We start from the raw sequence: 19,042 nt of genomic DNA on the forward strand, positions 1-19,042 counted from the left end.
GCCCAGATGCCCCACCGCCCCTCGCTCCCGCGGGGGCACGATCGGGCGGCCGGACACACCGGTCCGGCCGCCCGCCACAACACGGTTGTCGCCCGAGACGGATAGGCTGGCGGGACACCAAGGAGACCGGAGCCGACGGCGAGGAGTGACATGGACATGTTCGCAGGAGGAGACCTGCAGAAGATGCTGCAGCAGGCGCAGCAGATGCAGGCCGACATGATGCAGGCCCAGGCCGAGCTGGCCGAGTCCGAAGTCACCGCCTCCGCCGGTGGCGGCCTCGTGAGCGCCACGGTCACCGGCGACGGCGAGCTCAAGGGCGTCAAGATCGACCCGAAGGCCGTCGACCCCGAGGACGTCGAGACCCTCGAAGACCTCATCCTCGCCGCGGTCCAGGCCGCCAACGCCGACGCCAAGCGCCTCGCCGCCGAGAAGATGGGCCCGCTCGGCGACGCCCTCGGCGGCATGACCGGCGGCCTCGGCATCCCCGGCATGTAAGCCTGAATCGAACACCGACTAGCCGCAGGAAAAGAGAGATCCTTGTACGACGGGGCTTTGGGCGACCTCATTGAAGAGCTGGGCCAGCTTCCGGGCATCGGGCCCAAGAGCGCTCAGCGGCTCGCCTTTCACCTGCTGGCTTCCGAGAGCGCCGACGTCGAGCGGCTGACCTCGGCGCTCGAGCGGGTCAAGGCTCAGGTGCGGTTCTGCGAGACCTGCGGGAACGTGACCGAGTCGGAGCAGTGCGGGATCTGCCGGGACCCGCGGCGGTCCGAGACGCTCATCTGCGTGGTCGAGGAGCCGAAGGACGTGCTCGCGATCGAGCGCACCGGGGAGTTCCGCGGGCGGTACCACGTGCTCGGTGGCGCGATCAATCCGCTGGAGGGCATCGGTCCGGATGATCTGCGGATCCGGCAGCTCATGGTGCGTCTCCAGAAGGGAGAGACCAAGGAGCTGATCCTCGCCACGGACCCGAACACCGAGGGCGAGGCGACGGCGACGTATCTGGCGATGCTCGTGAAGCCCATGGGGTTCAAGGTGACCCGGCTCGCGAGTGGCCTGCCGGTGGGCGGGGACCTGGAGTACGCGGACGAGGTGACGCTGGGCCGGGCGTTCTCGGGCCGGCGCGACGTCGACTGAGGGGAGTCGGCGAGCGGGGGCGAACCTCTTGGGGCACTGCGGACTGTAGTCGGCGCGTGGTGCAGCGTAGCGGCGCTCCTGAGCGTGGCGTTTTTGTATTCCCTTGCGGCGCAACGGGTTTCACTTCGTAGCGATCCTGGCGATTTGGGTAACAATATTCGCCGAAACGGTCACGATCACATAACGCTTAACAGTGGTGTAACTCACCTGGATCTAGGCTGTCTCTACCTCCGAATACCCAACGACCGACGGGTGAGACAACCTATGCGCACGTCACCAACCCCAATCAGGCGCGCCCTCGCCGCGGCGGCAGGCGCCGCCATGGCAGTGGGCCTCTTCACCGCCTGCGGCACCGAAGGCGACGGCGGCGGGGACGCCGACACCGCCGAGGACTTCGACTTCTCGTGCCCTGAGCGCACCGACGGCGAACCCGCCATCGACACCGCCCGGAACGAATCGCAGCCGTTCGTCTTCGGAACCCCGGGCGACCCCACCAGCCTGGACCCCATCCTCGCCTCCGACGGCGAGACCTTCCGCGTCAACCGCCAGGTCTTCGACACGCTCCTCGACGCCGACTGCACCGACACCGTCCCCGGTCTCGCCGAGTCCTACGAGCAGAACGAAGAGGGCACTGAGTGGACGTTCCACCTTCGTGAGGGCGTGACCTTCCACGACGGCCAGCCCCTCGACGGCGCCGCCGTGTGCAAGAACTTCGACCGCTGGGCGAACTTCAAGGGCGGCTACCAGTCCCCGAACTTCACCTACTACTACTCCGCGGTCTTCGGCGGCTTCGCCGAGAACGACCCGGCCATGGGCATCGAGACCGAGTCGATCTACAAGGGCTGCACCGCAGACGGCCTCGACGCGACCATCAGCCTGAGCAAGTACACCTCGAGCTTCCCCGGCGCGTTCACCCTCGAATCGCTCTCGATCATCAGCCCGGCCTCCATCGACGCCGTCGCCGACGCCGCGATCCCGACCGCCGACTCGCCGCTCCCCGAGTACACCCAGACCGTCGGCACCCTCGCCGGCACCGGGCCCTACAAGCTCGAGAGCTGGGACCACAGCTCACAAGAGGTCGTCCTCACTCGCAACGACGAATACTTCGGCGAGCCCGCCAAGGTCAAGACGGTCATCTTCAAGACCATCTCCGACGAGACCGCCCGCCGCCAGGCCCTCGAAGCCGGCGACATCCACGGCTACGACCTCGCCGCCCCGGCCGACGCCCAGGCGCTCACCCAGGACGGCTACCAGGTCCCCGTCCGCGGCGTGTTCAACCTGCTCTACCTCGCGTACACGCAGAGCCACGCCCCCCTCGAGGACCACGCCGTCCGCGAAGCCCTCTCCTACGCCGTCGACCGCCAGCGCATCGTCAACTCGGTGCTCCCCGCGGGCGGCCTGGTCGCGACACAGTTCCAGCCCCCGAGCCTCGAGGGCTACTCGGAGGACGTCGCCACCTACGACTACGACCCCGAGAAGGCCAAGCAGATGCTCGCCGACGCGGGTGCGGAAGACCTGACCATCACGTTCTGCTACCCGACCGACGTCACCCGGCCCTACATGCCGGCGCCGAAGGACATCTTCGACATGATCTCCTCGGACCTGCAGGCCGCCGGCGTCACGGTCGAGGCCCGGCCGATCACCTGGGTCGACTACATCCCGACCACGCGTTCGGGCGAATGCCCGCTGTACCTGCTGGGCTGGACCGGCGACTTCGCCGACCCGTACAACTTCCTGGGCACCTGGTTCGCGACCGAGTCCACCGAGTGGGGCTTCGACAACCAGGAGGTGTTCGACGCGATCGCCGCCGCGAACACGGAGCCTGACGAGGCGAAGCGCGTGGAGCTGTGGAAGACCGCGAACGAGGCCGTGATGGCCGAGCTGCCGGGTCTGCCGATCTCGTCGTCGCCGCCGTCGATCGCGTTCGCGCCGGACGTGTACCCGCCGGACGTCTCCCCGCTGACGCGGGAGGACTTCTCGCAGGTCTCGTTCACGACCGGCTCCTGACCGGATCGATTACAGCAACATATGCTGCGCTACACCGTTAAGCGCCTCCTGCAGTTGTCCGTGGCGCTCTTGGGACTCTCGCTGCTGCTGTTCGCGTGGTTCAAAGCCCTGCCGGGCGGACCCGAGAACCGGCTGCTCCCCGAGAACGCCACGGACCAGCAGCGGGAGGCGCTGCGGGCCGCCCTGGGTCTGGACGAGCCGGTCTGGACCCAGTACGGCGAGTTCCTGTCACGGATCGTCCGCCTCGATTTCGGCTCGTCGCTGTCGAGCGGGCGTCCGATCGCGACGGAACTCGCCGACCGCCTGCCCGCCACCGTCGAACTCTCCCTGGCCGCCATGCTGATCGCGGTGGGCCTGGGTATTCCCCTCGGGTACTTGGCGGCGAAGCGCCGCGGGACCTGGGTGGACTTCGGCACGGTCTCCGGTTCGCTGCTGGGGACGTGCATTCCGATCTTCTTCCTGGCCGCCATGCTGAAAGTGGTGTTCGCGCAGGAGCTGGGGTGGCTGCCGACCACGTTCCGTCTGACGGCGGGCGCCGATTTCACCGAGGTGACGGGCCTGCGCGTGTTCGACGGGCTGATCACGGGCGAGTTCGACATCGCGTGGGACGCGGTGAAGCACTTGATCCTGCCCGCGATCGCGTTGTCGTCGATTCCGCTGGCGGTCATCGTGCGCATCACGCGGGCGAGCGTGCTCGACGTGGTGGGCGAGGACTACGTGCGGACGGCGGACGCGAAGGGGCTCAAGCCCGCGACGATCCGGGGCCGGCACGTGATGCGGAACGCGATGCTGCCGATCGCGACGATCATCGGCCTGCTGCTGGGCAGCCTGTTCGCGGGTGCGGTGCTCACCGAGAGCGTGTTCGCGTTCGGGGGGATCGGTTCGTTCGTGTACCAGGCGACGACTGAGCGGGACTACCCGGCGCTCATGGGCTTCATCCTGGTGATCGCCGTGTTCTACGTGGTGATCAACCTGCTCGTGGACTTGTCGTACGGGCTGCTCGACCCGAGAGTGCGGGTGCGGAAATGACCATCGCGAAGATCGAGAAGCTCGACCGGCTGGTCGCGGCGACGGTGTCGGCGCGGGACGCGCGGACGGGTTCGCTGTGGCGGCAGTCGATCCGCAGGATGCGCCGGTCGCCGATGGCGATCACGGGCGCGGTCATCGTGGGCCTGTTCGTGGTCGTGGCGGTGGTGGGACCGTGGGTCGCGCCGTACGATCCGACGGCGCAGACGTGGGGCCGCGAGGTGTTCTTGAACCAGAACATCTTCCCGGGGCCGCGTCCGGAGAACTGGTTCGGTCTGGACCATCTGGGCCGGGACATGTTCTCGCGCATGATCGTGGGGGCGCGGCAGACGCTGCTGGTGGGCGTCGTGGCGACGCTCATCGGGTTCGTCGCGGGCGCGTTCATCGGCGGCCTGGCGGCCGCGGCGGGCACGTTCGGGGGCCGGTGGGGTGAGCGCTTCGAGGCGGTCATCATGCGGGCCGTGGATGTGGCGCTGGCCATTCCGATGCTGCTGCTGGCGTTGAGTGTGGCGGCGCTGCTGGGTCCGTCGCTGCGGACGGTGATGATCGCGGTGGGGGTGGCGCAGATTCCGATCTTCGCGCGGCTGCTGCGCGGTTCGATGCTGGCGCAGGCGCATTCGGATTACGTGCTGGCGGCGATCGCGATCGGTGTGCCGAAGGGGCGGATCGTGGTGTCGCACATCCTGCCGAACTCGTTGGGGCCGGTGATCGTGCAGGCGACGCTGGTGCTGGCGACGGCGATCATCGAGGCGGCGGCGTTGTCGTACCTGGGTCTGGGCAATCCGGACCCGGGCAGTGCCGAGTGGGGGACGATGCTGGCCGATGCGCAGCGGTTCCTTTCGGGCGCACCGCAGTTGGCGATCTACCCGGCGGTGGGCATCATCGTGACGGCGCTCGGGTTCACGCTGCTGGGCGAGGCCATGCGCGAGTCGCTGGACCCGAGGCTGAGGAGGCAGGAATAGTGTCGCTGCTCGAAGTCGAGGACCTGCGGGTCGCGTTCGGCGCTTCGGTGGCCGTGGACGGCGTGTCGTTCTCGGTCGATGAAGGCAAGGTCGTGGGGCTCGTGGGCGAGTCCGGTTGCGGCAAGTCGGTGACGAGCCTGGCGGTGATGGGGCTGCTGCCGAAAGGCCGCGGCCGCAGGGCGCGGCAGCCGGTGCAGGCGGCGGTGTCGGAGCCGGTGGACGGCGGTCTGAAGACCGCTGCGGCTGCACCGCAGGCGATTCCGGCCTCGGGTGGCCGTGGCGGCCGGGGCGGCGCCGATGTGCAGGGGCGGGCCGTGTTCGACGGCGTCGACCTCTTGTCGTTGGCGCCGGCGGCGATGCGTCGCCGCCGCGGCAAGGATCTGGCGATGGTGTTCCAGGACCCGCTGTCGAGTCTGAACCCGGTCGTGCCGATCGGGCGTCAGATCACGGAGGTCCTTGAGCGGCACCGGGGTCTGAAGGGCGACAAGGCGTCGAAGGAGGCCGCGCTCCTGCTCGACAGGGTCGGCATCCCCGACCCGTACCGCCGCCTCAGGGAGTATCCGCACCAGCTTTCGGGCGGGATGCGGCAGCGCGTGCTCATCGCGATCGCGGTGGCGTGCGCGCCGCGGCTGCTGATCGCGGACGAGCCGACGACGGCGCTGGACGTGACGATTCAGGCGCAGATCCTCGAGCTGCTGCGGGACCTCGTGGAGACCGAGGGGACGGCGCTGCTGATGATCACGCACGACCTGGGTGTGGTCGCGGGGATGTGCGATGAGGTGAACGTGCTGTATTCGGGCCGTGTGGTCGAGTCGGCGCCGGTGCGCGAGCTCTTCCGCAAGCCCACGCATCCTTACACGATCGGTCTGCTGGGTTCGATTCCGCGGCTCGACCTGCCGATCCATGAGCCGTTGACGCCGATCCGCGGTTCGATCGCGGACGTGATCCGCTGGCGTGACGGGTGCGCTTTCGCGCCCCGCTGCGACCGGGTCGCGTCGCCCTGTGTGGACGGTGAGCCCGCTTTGGTGGGGGCCGTGCACGCCCACCGCTGTGTGATGGCCGAGGAGGTCGCATGAGCACCGAGCAGACGGACCCGCACGTCCCGGCGCAGCGCACCGAGGAGCCCGACTTGTCGAGCGCCGTGAGCGACGCCGCGGCGCCGCCGCTGCTGGAGGTGGAGGACCTGAAGGTCCACTTCCCGATCCGGCGCGGCATCGTCGTGGAGCGCACGGTGGGTCATGTGCGGGCGGTGGACGGGGTCGGCCTGTCGATCGACGCGGGCGGCACGTACGGCCTGGTGGGCGAGTCCGGTTGCGGCAAGACCACGTTCGGGCGGGCGGTGTTGCGTCTGGAGGAGCCGACGGCGGGCCGGGTGCGGCTCGGCGGCGACGAGGTGACCGCGCTCAAGGGCGAGCGGCTGCGCCGCTACCGCTCGAAGATGCAGATGGTGTTCCAGGACCCGCTCGGTTCGCTGAACCCGCGGCACAATGTGGACATGCTCTTGTCGGAGCCGTTGAAGGTCCACGGGGTCGGGTCGAAGGCCGAGCGACGCAAGCTCGCGGTCGAGACGCTGGACGCGGTGGGCCTGCCGAAGTCGGTCCTGGAGCGGTTCCCGCACGAGTTCTCGGGCGGCCAGCGCCAGCGCCTCGGTATCGCGCGGGCGTTGATGCTGCGCCCGGATCTGATCGTGTGCGACGAGCCGGTGAGCGCGTTGGACGTGTCGATCCAGGCGCAGGTGATGAATCTGCTCGACGAGCTGCAGGACGAGTTCGGGCTGACGTATCTGGTGATCGCGCATGACTTGGCGGTGGTCAGGCACCTCTCGGACCGGGTCGGGGTCATGTACCTCGGGAAGCTCGTCGAGGAGGCGGACTCCGAATCGATCTACGAGCACCCGCGGCACCCGTACACGAAGGCGCTGCTTTCGGCGGTGCCGCAACCGGACCCGGAGGTCGAGGCGGGCCGTGAGCGGATCATCTTGAAGGGCGACCTGCCGTCGCCGGCGAATCCGCCGTCGGGCTGCCGGTTCCGGACCCGCTGCCCGTGGGCGGAGGACATCTGCGCGGAGGTCGAGCCGGAGTGGCGGGAGGCGGCGAGCGGCCACAAGGTCGCGTGCCACTTCGACCTGTGATCGTTGTCCACAGGCATTGATCAGGCATTAAAAGTCCTGCTCACGAAGTTATCCACAGGTTGAAAAAGGCGTCTTGAGTGTCTTGACTTCTTGTGGGAGGCTGGCTTCAGTTTTGGTGTAGGTGAGGCGGTTGGTAGGGGACCGCGCGGACCGCCGAAAGACTCGAGCGCGGGGTTGGCTCCCGCGCTCGGGCACCTGCATCGAAACCCCCGCGGGAGTGGGGGCGACCGGCCCGGCCAAGGCCGGCCGCCTCCACTGCGAATTCTCGGGCGTTCAGCTCCCGAGGCGATCGGATTTGATGTCGCCGTTCTGCATGATCAGCTGGAGGTTCGCTTCGGGGTCGGTGAGCACCTCGAGGTCGGTGAGCGGGTCGCCGTCCACCACCAGGAGGTCGGCGAGCGCGCCGGGGATGATCTGGCCGAGGCGGTCTTCCTCGTTGAGGAGTTTCGCGGCGGTGGTCGTGGCGGAGCGGAGGACGTCGGCGGCGGGGATGACGGCGCCGCGGATGGTGAATTCCCGCAGCTGGTGTCGGCGCATGCCGCCGAGGAGGTCGGAGCCGTAGCAGATGTTGACGCCGGCCCGGTGGGCGAGTTCGAGGGCGTGGAGTCCGGCGTCGAGGACGATGGGGTTCTTGGCGATGCTGGCGGCGGGGAGGCCGTGTTCGGCGCCTTCGACGGCCATGCGCTGGTAGGTGACCAAGGTGGGGACCAGGAACGCGTCGTGCTCGAGGAACAGGTCCACACTGGATTCGTCGAGGAGGTTGCCGTGTTCGATCGAGCGCACGCCCGCCGTGAGGCCGCGGTTGATGGCGCGGGCGGTGTAGGCGTGGCCGGCGACGTACCGGTTGGCGGCCTCGGCTTCGTCGACGATCGCTCGGATCTCGTCGATCGAGAACTGCGTCGAGTCGATGCGGTCGGTCGGGGACGCGACGCCGCCGGACAGCATGATCTTGATGTGGAACGCGCCGGTGCGGAGTTGTTCTCTTGCGGCCCTGCGGACTTCGTCGACGCCGTCGCACACGAGGCCGAGGTCGGGGCAGCACTGGTGGTCGTCGCGGACTGAGCGGCCGCGCGGGCGCATGTCGACGTGGCCGCCGGTCTGGGAGAGGGCCTTGCCGCCGAAGTAGAGGCGCGGGCCGTCGATGAGTCCTTCGCTGACGGCCTGGTGGAGCCCGAAGTCGGCGCCGCCGGGGTCGCGGACGGTGGTGAACCCGCGGTGGAGCATGTCGCGCATCTCGTTGGCGGCCTTGATGGCGACGTATGCGGGCGATTCGTCGCCGAGGCCGGACAGGTCGGCGCTGTGGGCGTTGACGTGCACGTGGCAGTCGATGAGGCCGGGCATGAGGGTCTTTCCGGCGAGGTCGATGCGGCGCGCCCCGGCGGGGGCCTGGAGGTCGCCGCCGACCGCTTCGATCGTGTTGCCGCGCACCAGCACCCGCTGGTCGCGGACCAGTGTCCCGGCGGCGGTGTCGAGCACGTTCGCCCGTTCGAACAGGGTCTCGGTCATCGGTCCTCCTCTCGCCGCGACCGGACTGGCCGCGCGGCTAGTGCACGACCAATATGCCCGATGGCGTGCGCGTCGCGGCGGTCGCCCGGGCGCCGGTGCTCAGGGGAGGAGGATGACGTATTCGCGGAGGTGGCGTTCGAACCCGGGGGCGACGTCGATCTCGAGGATCACCTCGTCGAGGCTTTGGAACGGCCCCAGGCGCTCCACGCGCTCGCGCACCCGCTCGGCGAGCGCCGCGTTGAAGCCGGGCAGCTCCTTGAGGACGGCCGCGGGCGCGTGGTTGAGGTCGACGAGTCCGCCGTCGTCGTTGCTGCGCGGGAGGTCGGGCCGGCCGATGCGCAGCCGCTTGGCCAGCATCGGGTCGCCCTCGGCGATGCGCCGTGCGGCGATGCGGAGGTGGAGCGCGTGGGCGAGCGCGGGGACGCCGTCGGCGGGCAGCGGCCGCTGCTGGGCGGGGACGTGGACGGGGGCGGGCGGGGCGGTCCAGAGTTTTCGGCGGATGGCGAAGAGGTGGCCGCTCGCGCCGAATGTCGCGGCGAGCGCCGAGAACATGGTGAGGTAGTCGGCCCACGGCGGCATGTCGCTGCCGTAGTCGACCACGGGCCCGCAGTACCCGAACACCGCTGCGGTGTAGGCGATCAGGGGGATGATGGTCGCGGGGGAGGGCCGGTGCGCGGCGCCGACGCCGAACGCGATCGGGGCGCCCGCGCCCGGGATGAGGATCGGCAGGAGCGCCCACCAGACGGTGGCGGGGCCGGGGCGGTCGGCGGGCGGTTCGGCCGGGAGCGGGTCGCGAGACTCGGGGTCTTCGGCACGGCGAGGGGGCATCGGCCGATGATATCCGCGCAGCGCACGGACCCGGTCGGTGCAGCGGGACTGCTGCGGTGAAGTCGTTGCGGCGCAGCGGCTTCGGCTGCGCTGGCGCACCCCTCGACGGCTGGCCGGACACGCGTGTCGGGCAAGGCGGGGCGGTCAGCGCCGAACCGCGGCCCGGGGTCGATGAGGGCGGCGACGGACCTGGTCGGGAGGGGCGGGAGAGCTATCACCGATCTTCCGCCGCGGCCGGCCCCGGGGAAGTCGCCGCCGAACGGCGGCGGTGGCCGGGACGCTGGTGAAGCAGCTGGACGGCTACCGATGAACGCCGCCGCGGCCCGGGGTCGGTGAGGGCGGCGACGGACCCGGTCGGTGAGGGCGGGACGGCCACCGGCGATCTCCGCCGCAGCCGGGGGTCGATGGGGCTGCGATGGTCCCAGTGAGGTCGCCGCCGAAGTGGACGGTGGACGCCGGTGAGGCGGCTGGACGGCGTGGGTCGACGAGCGCGGCGGCAGACGGAAGGGCCGGGCGGCCATGCCGCCCGGCCCTTGTCGCTAAGCGCTGCTTAGAGGTTCTCGATGACCTCGCGCATGAGGCGCGCGGTCTCGCTGGGGGTCTTGCCGACCTTGACGCCGGCGGCCTCCAGGGCCTCCTTCTTCGACTCGGCGGTGCCGGCCGAACCGGAGATGATGGCGCCCGCGTGGCCCATCGTCTTGCCCTCGGGCGCGGTGAACCCGGCGATGTAGCCGACGACCGGCTTGGTCACGTGGTTCTTGATGTACTCGGCAGCGCGCTCCTCGGCGTCGCCGCCGATCTCGCCGATCATGACGATCGCCTTGGTCTCCGGGTCCTCTTCGAACGCCTTCAGGCAGTCGATGTGGGTGGTCCCGATGACGGGGTCGCCGCCGATGCCGACGGAGGTCGAGAAGCCGAGGTCCCGCAGCTCGTACATGAGCTGGTAGGTCAGCGTGCCCGACTTGGAGACGAGGCCGATCGGGCCGGTCCCGGTGATGTCGGCCGGGGTGATGCCCGCGTTCGACTTGCCGGGGGACGCGATGCCGGGGCAGTTCGGGCCCACGATGCGGGTCTTGTTGCCCTTGGACTCGGCGTAGTTCCAGAAGGTCACGGAGTCGTGCACCGGGATGCCCTCGGTGATGACGATCGCGAGCTCGATCTCGGCGTCGATCGCCTCGATCACGGCGGCCTTGCAGAACGCCGGGGGCACGAACACGACGGAGGTGTTCGCGCCGGTCTCGGCGATCGCCTCGGCGACGGAGGCGAACACCGGCAGGCTCACGCCGTCGACGTCTACCTTCGTGCCGGCCTTGCGCGGGTTGACGCCGCCCACGATCTCGGTGCCGGCCTTGAGCATGCGGCGGGTGTGCTTCATGCCCTCGGAGCCGGTCATACCCTGGACGATGACCTTGCTGTTCTCGTTGAGGAAGATCGCCATTGGACTAGGCCCCCTTGTTCGCGAGCTCGGCGGCCTTGTCGGCCGCGGCGTCCATGGTCTCGACCACGGTGATGAGCGGGTGGTTCGCCTCGGCCAGGATCTGGCGGCCGGCCTCGGCGTTGTTGCCGTCGATGCGGGCGACGAGCGGTTTGGTGACGTCCTCGCCGCGGTCGGCGAGGGTCTGGAGGGCGCCGAGGATGCCGCGGGCGACCTCGTCGCAGGCGGTGATGCCGCCGAAGATGTTCACGAACACGGACTTGACCTGCGGGTCCGACAGGACCACCTCGAGGCCGTTCGCCATGACCGCGGCCGAAGCGCCGCCGCCGATGTCGAGGAAGTTCGCGGGCTTGACGCCGCCGTGGTTCTCACCCGCGTACGACACGACGTCGAGGGTGGACATGACGAGGCCGGCGCCGTTGCCGATGATGCCGACGGAGCCGTCGAGCTTCACGTAGTTGAGGCCGGAGTCCTTGGCGCGCTGCTCGAGCGGGTCGACGGACGACTTGTCCTCGAACTCGGCGTTCTCGGGGTGGCGGAAGTCCGCGTTCTCGTCCAGGGTGACCTTCGCGTCGAGCGCGAGGACCTTGCCCTCGGGCGTGCGCACGAGCGGGTTGACCTCGACGAGCGTCGCGTCCTCGGACACGAACGCGCCCCACAGCTTCACGAACACGTCGACGAGCTGGTCGCGCAGGTCCTCGGGGAACCCGGCCTTGCTGACGATGTCGTTCGCGATCTCCGGGGTGACGCCGACGCCGGCGTCGATCGGGAGCTTCACGACCTTCTCGGGCGCGGTGTGCGCGACCTCTTCGATCTCCATGCCGCCCGCGGTCGAGGCGATGCACAGGAAGGTGCGGTTCGCCCGGTCGAGGAGGTAGGAGAAGTAGTACTCCTCGTCGATGTCGGCGGTCACGGTGAGCATGACCTTCTCGACGGTGTGGCCCTTGATGTCCATGCCGAGGATGTTGGTGGCGTGGGTCTTGACCTCGTCGACGTTGTCGGCGAGTTTGACGCCGCCCGCCTTGCCTCGGCCGCCGACCTTCACCTGTGCTTTGACGACCACCCGGTCACCGAGGCGCTCAGCGAGCTCCACGGCCTCCTGCGTGGTGGTGGCGACGCCGCCGTCCAGTACCGGCACGTTGTGCCGGGCGAACAGTGCGCGGCCCTGGTATTCGTACAGATCCACTGTAGAGTCCGCTCCACTAGCTAGTCTTCTTTGACCGGGTCGGCCCGACCTTCCCGCCGGTGGGCGGGAGAGGGTGCAGGTGCCCGTTCTCGCAGGGTAACCCTTAGCGGGCGGGCGAAGCGTGCGACGGGCGCCCGGTGTGACGAGGTCGAAGATCGCACGAGCGGCGCGGCGGCCCGTGAGGGTGGAGCGTGCCGGCGATGCGGGGCGGGAATGGGGAAAGAGGCGGGGACCGGACGCACCCCTCAGGCGTCCGGTCCCCTTAGCGGGAATCAAGCCCACCCCTCAAAGGCTTGACTCCCTTAGGCACGATGCCCTATCGCCACCCCTCAATCGACAGGGCATCGGCAGTTTGTGGCACAGCTCTACAAACCGTGCGATATTGCCGCGATCCGAACCGGGAGTGAACTCCCGGTGGCGCGGCGGCCTTTCGCAATAGCGGCCTTATTGGCCCGCTGCCGATGCGTCTTCCGCGGTATTCCACTGCGTCCGACACTATTAAGAACGAGGGCGCTCGCGGGCGGTTACGGTCTTCTCAGAGAATTTTTTAGCGGGGCTGTTTCCGCAGGTCAAGGCCGATTAAACGGATGCGGGGCGGCCCTGATCGGGTGAGGGCACATGGTCGCGCACCCATTCGGCGATCACCTGCGTCGAGGCGCCGGGGCCGAATATCTCGGCCACTCCGGCGGCGCGCAGTTCGGCGGCGTCCTCGTCGGGAATGATGCCGCCGCCGAAGACGATGATGTCGCGCGCATCCGCGTCGTCGAGTAGTCGCAGGACTCGCGGGAACAGCGTCATATGCGCGCCGGAGAGAATGCTCAGGCCGATCGCGTCGGCGTCCTCCGCGAGCGCGGTCGCGACGACCTGCTCGGGGGAGTTGTGCAGGCCGGTGTAGACGACCTCCATGCCCGCGTCGCGCAGTGCTCGCGCCACGACCTTCGCGCCCCGGTCGTGTCCGTCGAGCCCGACCTTCGCGACGACCACCCTGATCGGTGTGCCGGTAGCGGACATAGATGTACCTCCTCGTACAGGAGGCCGCGGCACCCACGGCGCTCTTGGCGAACCGTGCGTGCCGCGGCCGTTGCTTACGAGTGAGCTTAGTCGCGACCGGCGTGAGGCGGTAGGCCTAACCGCCGTACGGGGCCTGCGGCGGCTGCTGGCCCTGCTGCGGGTAGCCCGGAGGCGGCGGCGGGTACGCGCCCGGCTGCTGGGGCTGCTGCGGCTGACCGTAGCCGGCCGGGGGCTGCTGCCCGTACGGCTGCTGCGGCGCGGGCGGCGGGTAGCCGCCGGGAGCCGCGGCGGGGGCGCCCTTGATGTAGTCCTTGACCTCCTGCTTGGTGAGGTACAGGAAGCTGGCGTAGCCGTAGACGCCCGCGTTGATCAGGTACATGACCAGCATGAGCGGGAAGAGGAACGAGCCGAGGACCGCGAGGAGCGAGCCGCCGGCGCCGATCATCATGAGGATGACGCCGGTGAGGCGCAGCCCGGGCGAGGTGATCTTGCCCTTGGGGAGCGCCCAGCCGTAGTAGGCGAACGCGCCGCCGATGAGCACGCTGATGACCAGGCCGCCCATTGCGATGAGCGGGCCGTAGACGGCGACGTTGACGATGCTGAAGACGACGCCGACGCCGGCGCCGATCATCGCCATGAGGCCGATGTGCTTGATGCCCTGCGGCGCTTCGCCCTGCGGCACGCCGGGCTGGCCCTGCGGGTAGCCGGGCTGCGGGGGCGGGCCGGGGAACGGCTGCGGCTGCTGGCCGTAGGGCTGCTGGGGCGGCTGCGGGATGGGGCCGGAGCCGAGCGGGTTCGGCTGCGGGGGCTGCGACGCGGGCTGGAACCCGGTCTGCGAGCCGCCCTGCTGCGGCATCACCGTGGTCTCGGCGAAGGACGCGACGTTCGGCTCCGCCGGGCCGGTCGGGTTGCCCAGCGGCGACGGCGGCGGGGGCGGGGTCGAGGCCCCGGCCGGGGCGCCGCCCTGGCGCTGGATCTTCATCGTGCGGTCGAGGCCGGACTCGTCGCCGGACGGGGCGGGCGCGGGCGCACCGCCTGCGGCGCCGGGCTTCAGCTTGAAGGTGCCGCCGTCCTCGTTGTCGGGCTGTTCGTTCTCTGGGGGAGTCATTGCATCCACGCTCCACGGGCCGGATCGGTTGTGACTGCTCTCGCCTTCACCATACCGACCGAGGCTGGGGGTCGGGGAAAGCCGTCCAGCCCGGAGCGTGATCGCCACGCGCCCAGCGGTATCGAACGCTACCGGGAGCAGGCGGCCGCCGGCTGCGACGCGGTGGTGTCGACCAGGTGCTTGACGAGGACGGCCCGGTGCGTGGGCTTGGCGGCCTCGAACCGCTCGAGCCCGGCGGGGGTGAGCATGAGGAAGTTGGCGCGGCGGTCGAAGTCGCAGGCGGCGCGCGTGACGAGCCCGGCCTTCTCGAGGCGGGTGACGGTGCGCGAGAGGGCGCTCTGGCTGAGGTACATCTCCGCTTCGATGTCCTTCATCTTCGCCTTGCCGCCGGCGGCGGCGCCGCATTCGCGCGAGAGGATGAGGAGCACCTCGAACTCGCTGCGTCCCAGGTCGTGCCGGGACTGCAGCTCGTTCTCGAGCTCGCAGGATGTGTTGTGGTACACGCGAAGTGTTTCAGACCACTTGGCGCACACGTCGACGTCGGTTTCAGCCTCCATGACCAGGAGATTACCATGTCAAGACATTTAATGTCCACTCATTAGATGCGTTGACATCCAATGCGCGTGCATGTAAGGTTCTCGGCATGACGATCACCGAGACCCAACCGCGCACCAACGACCTCCCCGACACCCCCGATCCCGAATCACATGCCCCGAGCCGATGGGGGCCAAAGCTCTGGGCCGTCCTGTTCGTCGCCGGCCTGGCGATGTTCCTCGACGCCCTCGACGTCTCCATGGTCGGCGTCGCGCTCCCGTCGATCGGCGCCGAACTGGGCCTGGAGACCAGCTCGCTGCAGTGGATCGTCAACGGCTACATCCTCGGCTACGGCGGCCTGCTCCTCCTCGGCGGCAGAATGGCCGACCTCCTCGGCCGCCGCCAGGTCTTCCTGACCGCGCTCGTCGTCTTCGGCATCGCCTCCCTCGTCGGCGGCCTCGTCGACAACGAGGGCCTCCTCATCGCCTCGCGCATCGTCAAGGGCGTCGCCGCCGCGTTCACCGCCCCGGCCGCGCTCTCGATCATCACCACCACCTTCAAGGAAGGCCACGACCGCAACAAGGCGCTGTCGATCTTCACCGTCTTCGGCGCCACCGGCTACGCCTCGGGCCTCATCGCCTCCGGCCTGCTCACCAGCGTCGACTGGCGACTGACCTTCTACGTGCCCACCGTCGTCGTCGCGGGCGTCGTCATCGCCGCCTTCGTCGTGGTCCCCAAGACCACCGACCGCGAACGCGGCTCGATCGACTTCGCCGGCACCGTGACCCTCACCGGCGGCATGCTCGCCGCCGTCTACACGATCGTCACCGCCCCCGAGACCGGGTTCACGCCGCTCGTCACCGCCACCGCGGTCCTCGCCGTCGCCCTGCTCACCGCGTTCTTCATCATCGAGAACAAGGTCTCGCACCCGCTGGTGCGCCTGAGCATCTTCAAGGTCAAGTCGATCGTGCGGGCCAACCTCGCCGCGCTGGCGATCTTCGGCTCCTACATCAGCTTCCAGACGATCGTGTCCCTGTACCTGCAGAACACGCTCCAGTGGGAGCCGATCCAGATGGCGCTCGCCCTGGCCCCCGCCGGGATCATCGTCGCGATCCTCTCGCCGATCGCCGGCAAGTTCATCGACCGCTACGGCACCAAGTCGATGATCATCGCCGCGCTCGCCTCGTTCGTCCTCGGCTACCTGTGGTTCATCCTGCGCGGCGGCAACCCCGAGCCGAACTACTTCGCCGACTACCTGCCCTCGTTCCTGCTGCTGGGCCTCGGTTTCGCCATCGGCTTCTCCGCGGTCATGGTGCAGGCCACCGAAGGCATCGCGGACGACGAGCAGGGCCTGGCCTCCGGCCTCGTCCAGACCTCCGGCCAGATCGGCGGCGCGGTCGTCCTCGCGATCGTCACCGGCCTGATCTCCGGCGGCGTCGCCACCAACCTCGACCAGTACCGGCCCGGCCTCTACATGGTGACCGTGGTCGCGATCGTCGGCCTGCTCGCCAGCGCCACCGCGCTGCTGGGCCGCCGCACCGCGGTCGAAGCCGCGTAGCCGAAGCCGTCTGACCGCATCAACACCCGCACGAGTGGGGCCGCCGTAATCGGCGGCCCCACTCGCTGTTTCCCGGTTCAGTCCACGGCTGCGAGGAGCATGGTCGGCGGGGTCTTGAGCGCCTGGCGGGTGGGGATCGCGATGGCGGCGTAGGCGATCAGCGTGGTGAGGGCGGCAGCCGCGGGGACGACCCAGAGCGGGCCCTGCGGCCAGGGCTGCCCGGTGAACCCGAAACCGAGAAGGGACATGGGGAGGACGGAGATGAGGAGTCCGGCGGCGACGGCGACGGCGGCGGTGATGAAGGCTTCGCGTCGGACCATGTGGCGGATCTGGTGCGGGGTCGCGCCGATGACCCTCAGGGCCGCGAATTCGCCGCGGCGCCTGGTGGTGGAGGCGGCGAGGCTGTTGCCGACGCCGAGGAGCACGTAGCCGGTCATGGCGGCCATGACGAGGACGTTGACCCACTGTTCGGGGCTCATCCCGGACGGCGCGCGGAGGGCGGTGTCGCCGGGTGCGGCCGCGGTCCCGGGTCGCGTTGCGGCCCAGGCGGTCGCGGCGGCGGGGTCGCCGGCGACGAGGACGGTGTCGTAGAGGCGGGGGCCGCTGTGGGCGGCGAGGAGGTCGGTGGAGGCGATGACGCCGCCGAATCCGAAGCCGCGCTCGTAGACGGCGACGACCGCCGCTTCGGTGCGGGTGCCGTCGGCGAGGACGAGGTCGATGCGGTCGCCGACGCCGGCGTTCCAGAGACCGGCGGTGGCGGTGCTGAGGGCGACGGTGTCGCCGTGCAGGTCGGCGAGGCTGCCTGCGGTGACGCCGGGGTCGATGACGTGATCGGCGCCGGGGCCGAGCGCGAGGGTCGGAGTGGCTTCGGCTTCGGTGTCGCCCATGACGTGGCGTTCGCGGATGACGCTGGTGGCGACGAGCGGCACGGCAGCGTCCACTCGGGTGGCGAGGTCGTCGATGTCGGCGGCGGTGACGGGGCCGGTGACGGTGGCGTCGGCGCGGGTGCCGGCGGCGAGTTCGTCGGCGATGGTGCGGGTGAGCGTGGTCTGACTGAACACTTGGGTGGTGGTGAGGCCGATGGCGAGGGCGAGGACGGTGACCGATCCGGCGGTGCGCAGCGCGTACGCGTGGCTGTTGTTGACGGCGAGCCAGACGGGTGCGGCCGTGCCGGGGTGCAGGCGTCGGCGGATGCGGCCGGTGACGGCTTTGACGATGACGGGTCCGGCGAGGGCGAAGCCGATGACGGCCGTCATGGTGGCGGTGGCGGCGGAGATGAACGCGGCCTCGCTGCGCAGGAACAGCGGCAGGATCGACTGCGCGAGGGCGACGGCGAGGAGCGCGAATCCGGTGGCGGTGCGGGCCGCGCCGGGGCGGCGGGGTTCGACGCGGGATTCGGCGACGGCTTCGGTGGGCGGCATCGTGGAGGCCCGGCGGGAGGCGCCGCGGGCGGCGATCTGCACGGTGGCGAGGAGGAGGACGGCGGCGGCGAGGCCGCTGATGGGGGTGAGCGCGAGCGGGAGCGCGGCGGGGACGAGGGCGGCTTCGGTGAGGATCGCGATGAAGCGCTCGGCGATGAGGTAGCCGAGGGCGATGCCGGGGATGAGCGCTGCGGCGGCGGCGGCGCTGGCCTGGGTGGCGATGAGGCGCCGGACTTGGCGGGGGGTGGCGCCGACGGCGCGCAGGAGGGCGAGGTCGCGGCGCTGGCCCGCGACGGAGACGGACAGTGCTCCGGCGGTGATGAAGCCGACGAGGAGGACGACGGTGCCGGAGAGGGCCCCGGCGAGAGCGATGAGTTCGCCGCGGGCGGTGCCGCCGGCGAGGTGTTCGGCGTCGCCGCGGTCGTCGCCGGAGACGATGTTGAGGCCGTGCCCGGTGAGGGCGGTGGCGAGGTCGGCGGCGACCTGGTCCGGGTCGGCGCCGTCGGCGAGGGTGACGGCGATGAGGTCGACGCCGCCGCCGGGGTGGGCGGCGAGCGCAGTGGCGGTGGCGGGGTCGAAGTGGGCGCCGGGGGTGTCGGTGAGGGCGGTGATCGTGTAGTCGCCGGTGCCGGTCGCGGTGGTCAGGGTGACGGTGTCGCCGAGGTCGAGGCCTTGTGCTCGGGCGGTCGCGGTGTCGAGGGCGAGTTCGCCGGGGCCGTCCGGGGCGTCGCCGTCCACCGGGCCGGCGGCTGCGGTCTGCCAGTTGTGGCCGTCGAGGACGGGGCCCGCGCCGAGGTGGACGGGGAAGGTGAGGTCGGGGACGGCGGCGGCGACGCCGTCGACGTGCGCGGCCTGCGCGGCGAGTTCGGCGGGGACGGGGACGCGTTCGGCGTAGGGCAGGTCGGGGTTCTCGGGGATGGCGTAGGCCTGGTCGGCGGTGACAAGGAGGTCGGCGGCGGCGAGCCGGTCGACGGGCAGGTGGGAGGTCGCACCGGTCTCGGCGAGGACCGCCGTGGCGGTGACCATCGCCGCCCCACCCGCCACCGCGCACGCGACGGCGACGAGGCCGCCGATGCGCTTGCGGGCCATGGAGAGCGAGGGCCGAAGCATCGGGAAGTGGAATGTCTTCGCGGCTGGGGACCGGTCCGCTTGCGGGTGTCGTCGGGTGGTCCGCACGGTCAGGGCCTCCGTAGTC

Annotated in this window: 16 protein-coding genes; 8 read left to right on the forward strand and 8 right to left on the reverse strand. The window is 70.1% G+C overall.

Annotated features, from left to right (window positions below; all coding sequences use genetic code 11):
- Positions 1-156 precede the first annotated feature (156 nt).
- The 7 genes from J5V16_RS20165 (at position 157) to J5V16_RS20195 (ending at position 7,260) form a co-directional block, all read left to right on the forward strand.
- The gene (locus tag J5V16_RS20165; RefSeq protein WP_208498779.1) at positions 157-495 is read left to right on the forward strand and encodes a YbaB/EbfC family nucleoid-associated protein; all 339 of its coding nucleotides are present in this window, start codon (positions 157-159) and stop codon (positions 493-495) included.
- A 42-nt stretch (positions 496-537) separates the two neighbouring features.
- Entirely contained in the window at positions 538-1,134 is a 597-nt protein-coding gene (recR, locus tag J5V16_RS20170; RefSeq protein WP_208498780.1) for a recombination mediator RecR, read from the forward strand.
- Between the two features lie 264 nt (positions 1,135-1,398).
- On the forward strand, positions 1,399-3,141 hold the full coding sequence (locus J5V16_RS20175; RefSeq protein WP_408612502.1) for an ABC transporter substrate-binding protein: 1,743 nt from the start codon (positions 1,399-1,401) through the stop codon (positions 3,139-3,141).
- Between the two features lie 21 nt (positions 3,142-3,162).
- Positions 3,163-4,170, forward strand: coding sequence for an ABC transporter permease (locus J5V16_RS20180; RefSeq protein WP_208498782.1), 1,008 nt, complete (start codon positions 3,163-3,165; stop codon positions 4,168-4,170).
- Positions 4,167-5,129 carry an ABC transporter permease gene (locus tag J5V16_RS20185; protein ID WP_208498783.1) on the forward strand — a complete coding sequence of 321 codons (963 nt, stop codon included), beginning with the start codon at positions 4,167-4,169 and terminating at the stop codon, positions 5,127-5,129. Before J5V16_RS20180 ends, J5V16_RS20185 begins: the two co-directional genes overlap by 4 nt.
- Positions 5,129-6,205 carry an ABC transporter ATP-binding protein gene (locus J5V16_RS20190; RefSeq protein WP_208498784.1) on the forward strand — a complete coding sequence of 359 codons (1,077 nt, stop codon included), beginning with the start codon at positions 5,129-5,131 and terminating at the stop codon, positions 6,203-6,205. The genes J5V16_RS20185 and J5V16_RS20190 overlap by 1 nt, the downstream gene beginning before the upstream one ends.
- The gene (locus tag J5V16_RS20195) at positions 6,202-7,260 is read left to right on the forward strand and encodes an ABC transporter ATP-binding protein (protein WP_208498785.1); all 1,059 of its coding nucleotides are present in this window, start codon (positions 6,202-6,204) and stop codon (positions 7,258-7,260) included. Before J5V16_RS20190 ends, J5V16_RS20195 begins: the two co-directional genes overlap by 4 nt.
- A gap of 273 nt (positions 7,261-7,533) precedes the next feature.
- Here J5V16_RS20195 and J5V16_RS20200 read toward each other — a convergent pair whose 3' ends face one another.
- The 7 genes from J5V16_RS20200 to J5V16_RS20230 all read right to left on the reverse strand — a co-directional run bounded on the left by J5V16_RS20200 (position 7,534) and on the right by J5V16_RS20230 (position 14,891).
- Positions 7,534-8,766, reverse strand: coding sequence for a metal-dependent hydrolase family protein (locus J5V16_RS20200; protein WP_208498786.1), 1,233 nt, complete (start codon positions 8,764-8,766; stop codon positions 7,534-7,536).
- Positions 8,767-8,865: 99 nt separating this feature from the next.
- Positions 8,866-9,594, reverse strand: coding sequence for a ComEA family DNA-binding protein (locus J5V16_RS20205; protein WP_208498787.1), 729 nt, complete (start codon positions 9,592-9,594; stop codon positions 8,866-8,868).
- Positions 9,595-10,144: 550 nt separating this feature from the next.
- On the reverse strand, positions 10,145-11,032 hold the full coding sequence (sucD, locus tag J5V16_RS20210) for a succinate--CoA ligase subunit alpha (protein ID WP_208498788.1): 888 nt from the start codon (positions 11,030-11,032) through the stop codon (positions 10,145-10,147).
- Positions 11,033-11,036: 4 nt separating this feature from the next.
- Positions 11,037-12,215, reverse strand: a complete 1,179-nt coding sequence (gene sucC / locus J5V16_RS20215; RefSeq protein ID WP_208498789.1) for an ADP-forming succinate--CoA ligase subunit beta — start codon at positions 12,213-12,215, stop codon at positions 11,037-11,039.
- 579 nt (positions 12,216-12,794) lie between these two features.
- Entirely contained in the window at positions 12,795-13,226 is a 432-nt protein-coding gene (locus J5V16_RS20220) for a cobalamin B12-binding domain-containing protein (protein ID WP_208498790.1), read from the reverse strand.
- A gap of 115 nt (positions 13,227-13,341) precedes the next feature.
- Complete coding sequence (locus J5V16_RS20225; RefSeq protein WP_208498791.1) at positions 13,342-14,334, reverse strand: hypothetical protein; 993 nt, start codon at positions 14,332-14,334, stop codon at positions 13,342-13,344.
- Positions 14,335-14,462: 128 nt separating this feature from the next.
- Entirely contained in the window at positions 14,463-14,891 is a 429-nt protein-coding gene (locus tag J5V16_RS20230; protein ID WP_208498792.1) for a MarR family winged helix-turn-helix transcriptional regulator, read from the reverse strand.
- An 86-nt stretch (positions 14,892-14,977) separates the two neighbouring features.
- On the opposite strand from J5V16_RS20230, the gene J5V16_RS20235 reads away from it, so the two are divergent.
- Positions 14,978-16,426, forward strand: a complete 1,449-nt coding sequence (locus J5V16_RS20235) for an MFS transporter (protein ID WP_208498793.1) — start codon at positions 14,978-14,980, stop codon at positions 16,424-16,426.
- 77 nt (positions 16,427-16,503) lie between these two features.
- Here the strand turns inward: J5V16_RS20235 and J5V16_RS20240 are convergent, their stop codons facing one another.
- Positions 16,504-18,957, reverse strand: coding sequence for an FtsX-like permease family protein (locus tag J5V16_RS20240; protein ID WP_208498794.1), 2,454 nt, complete (start codon positions 18,955-18,957; stop codon positions 16,504-16,506).
- Positions 18,958-19,042: the final 85 nt, after the last annotated feature.

Source organism: Glycomyces niveus, from assembly GCF_017592475.1.
GTDB lineage: Bacteria > Actinomycetota > Actinomycetes > Mycobacteriales > Micromonosporaceae > Glycomyces > Glycomyces niveus.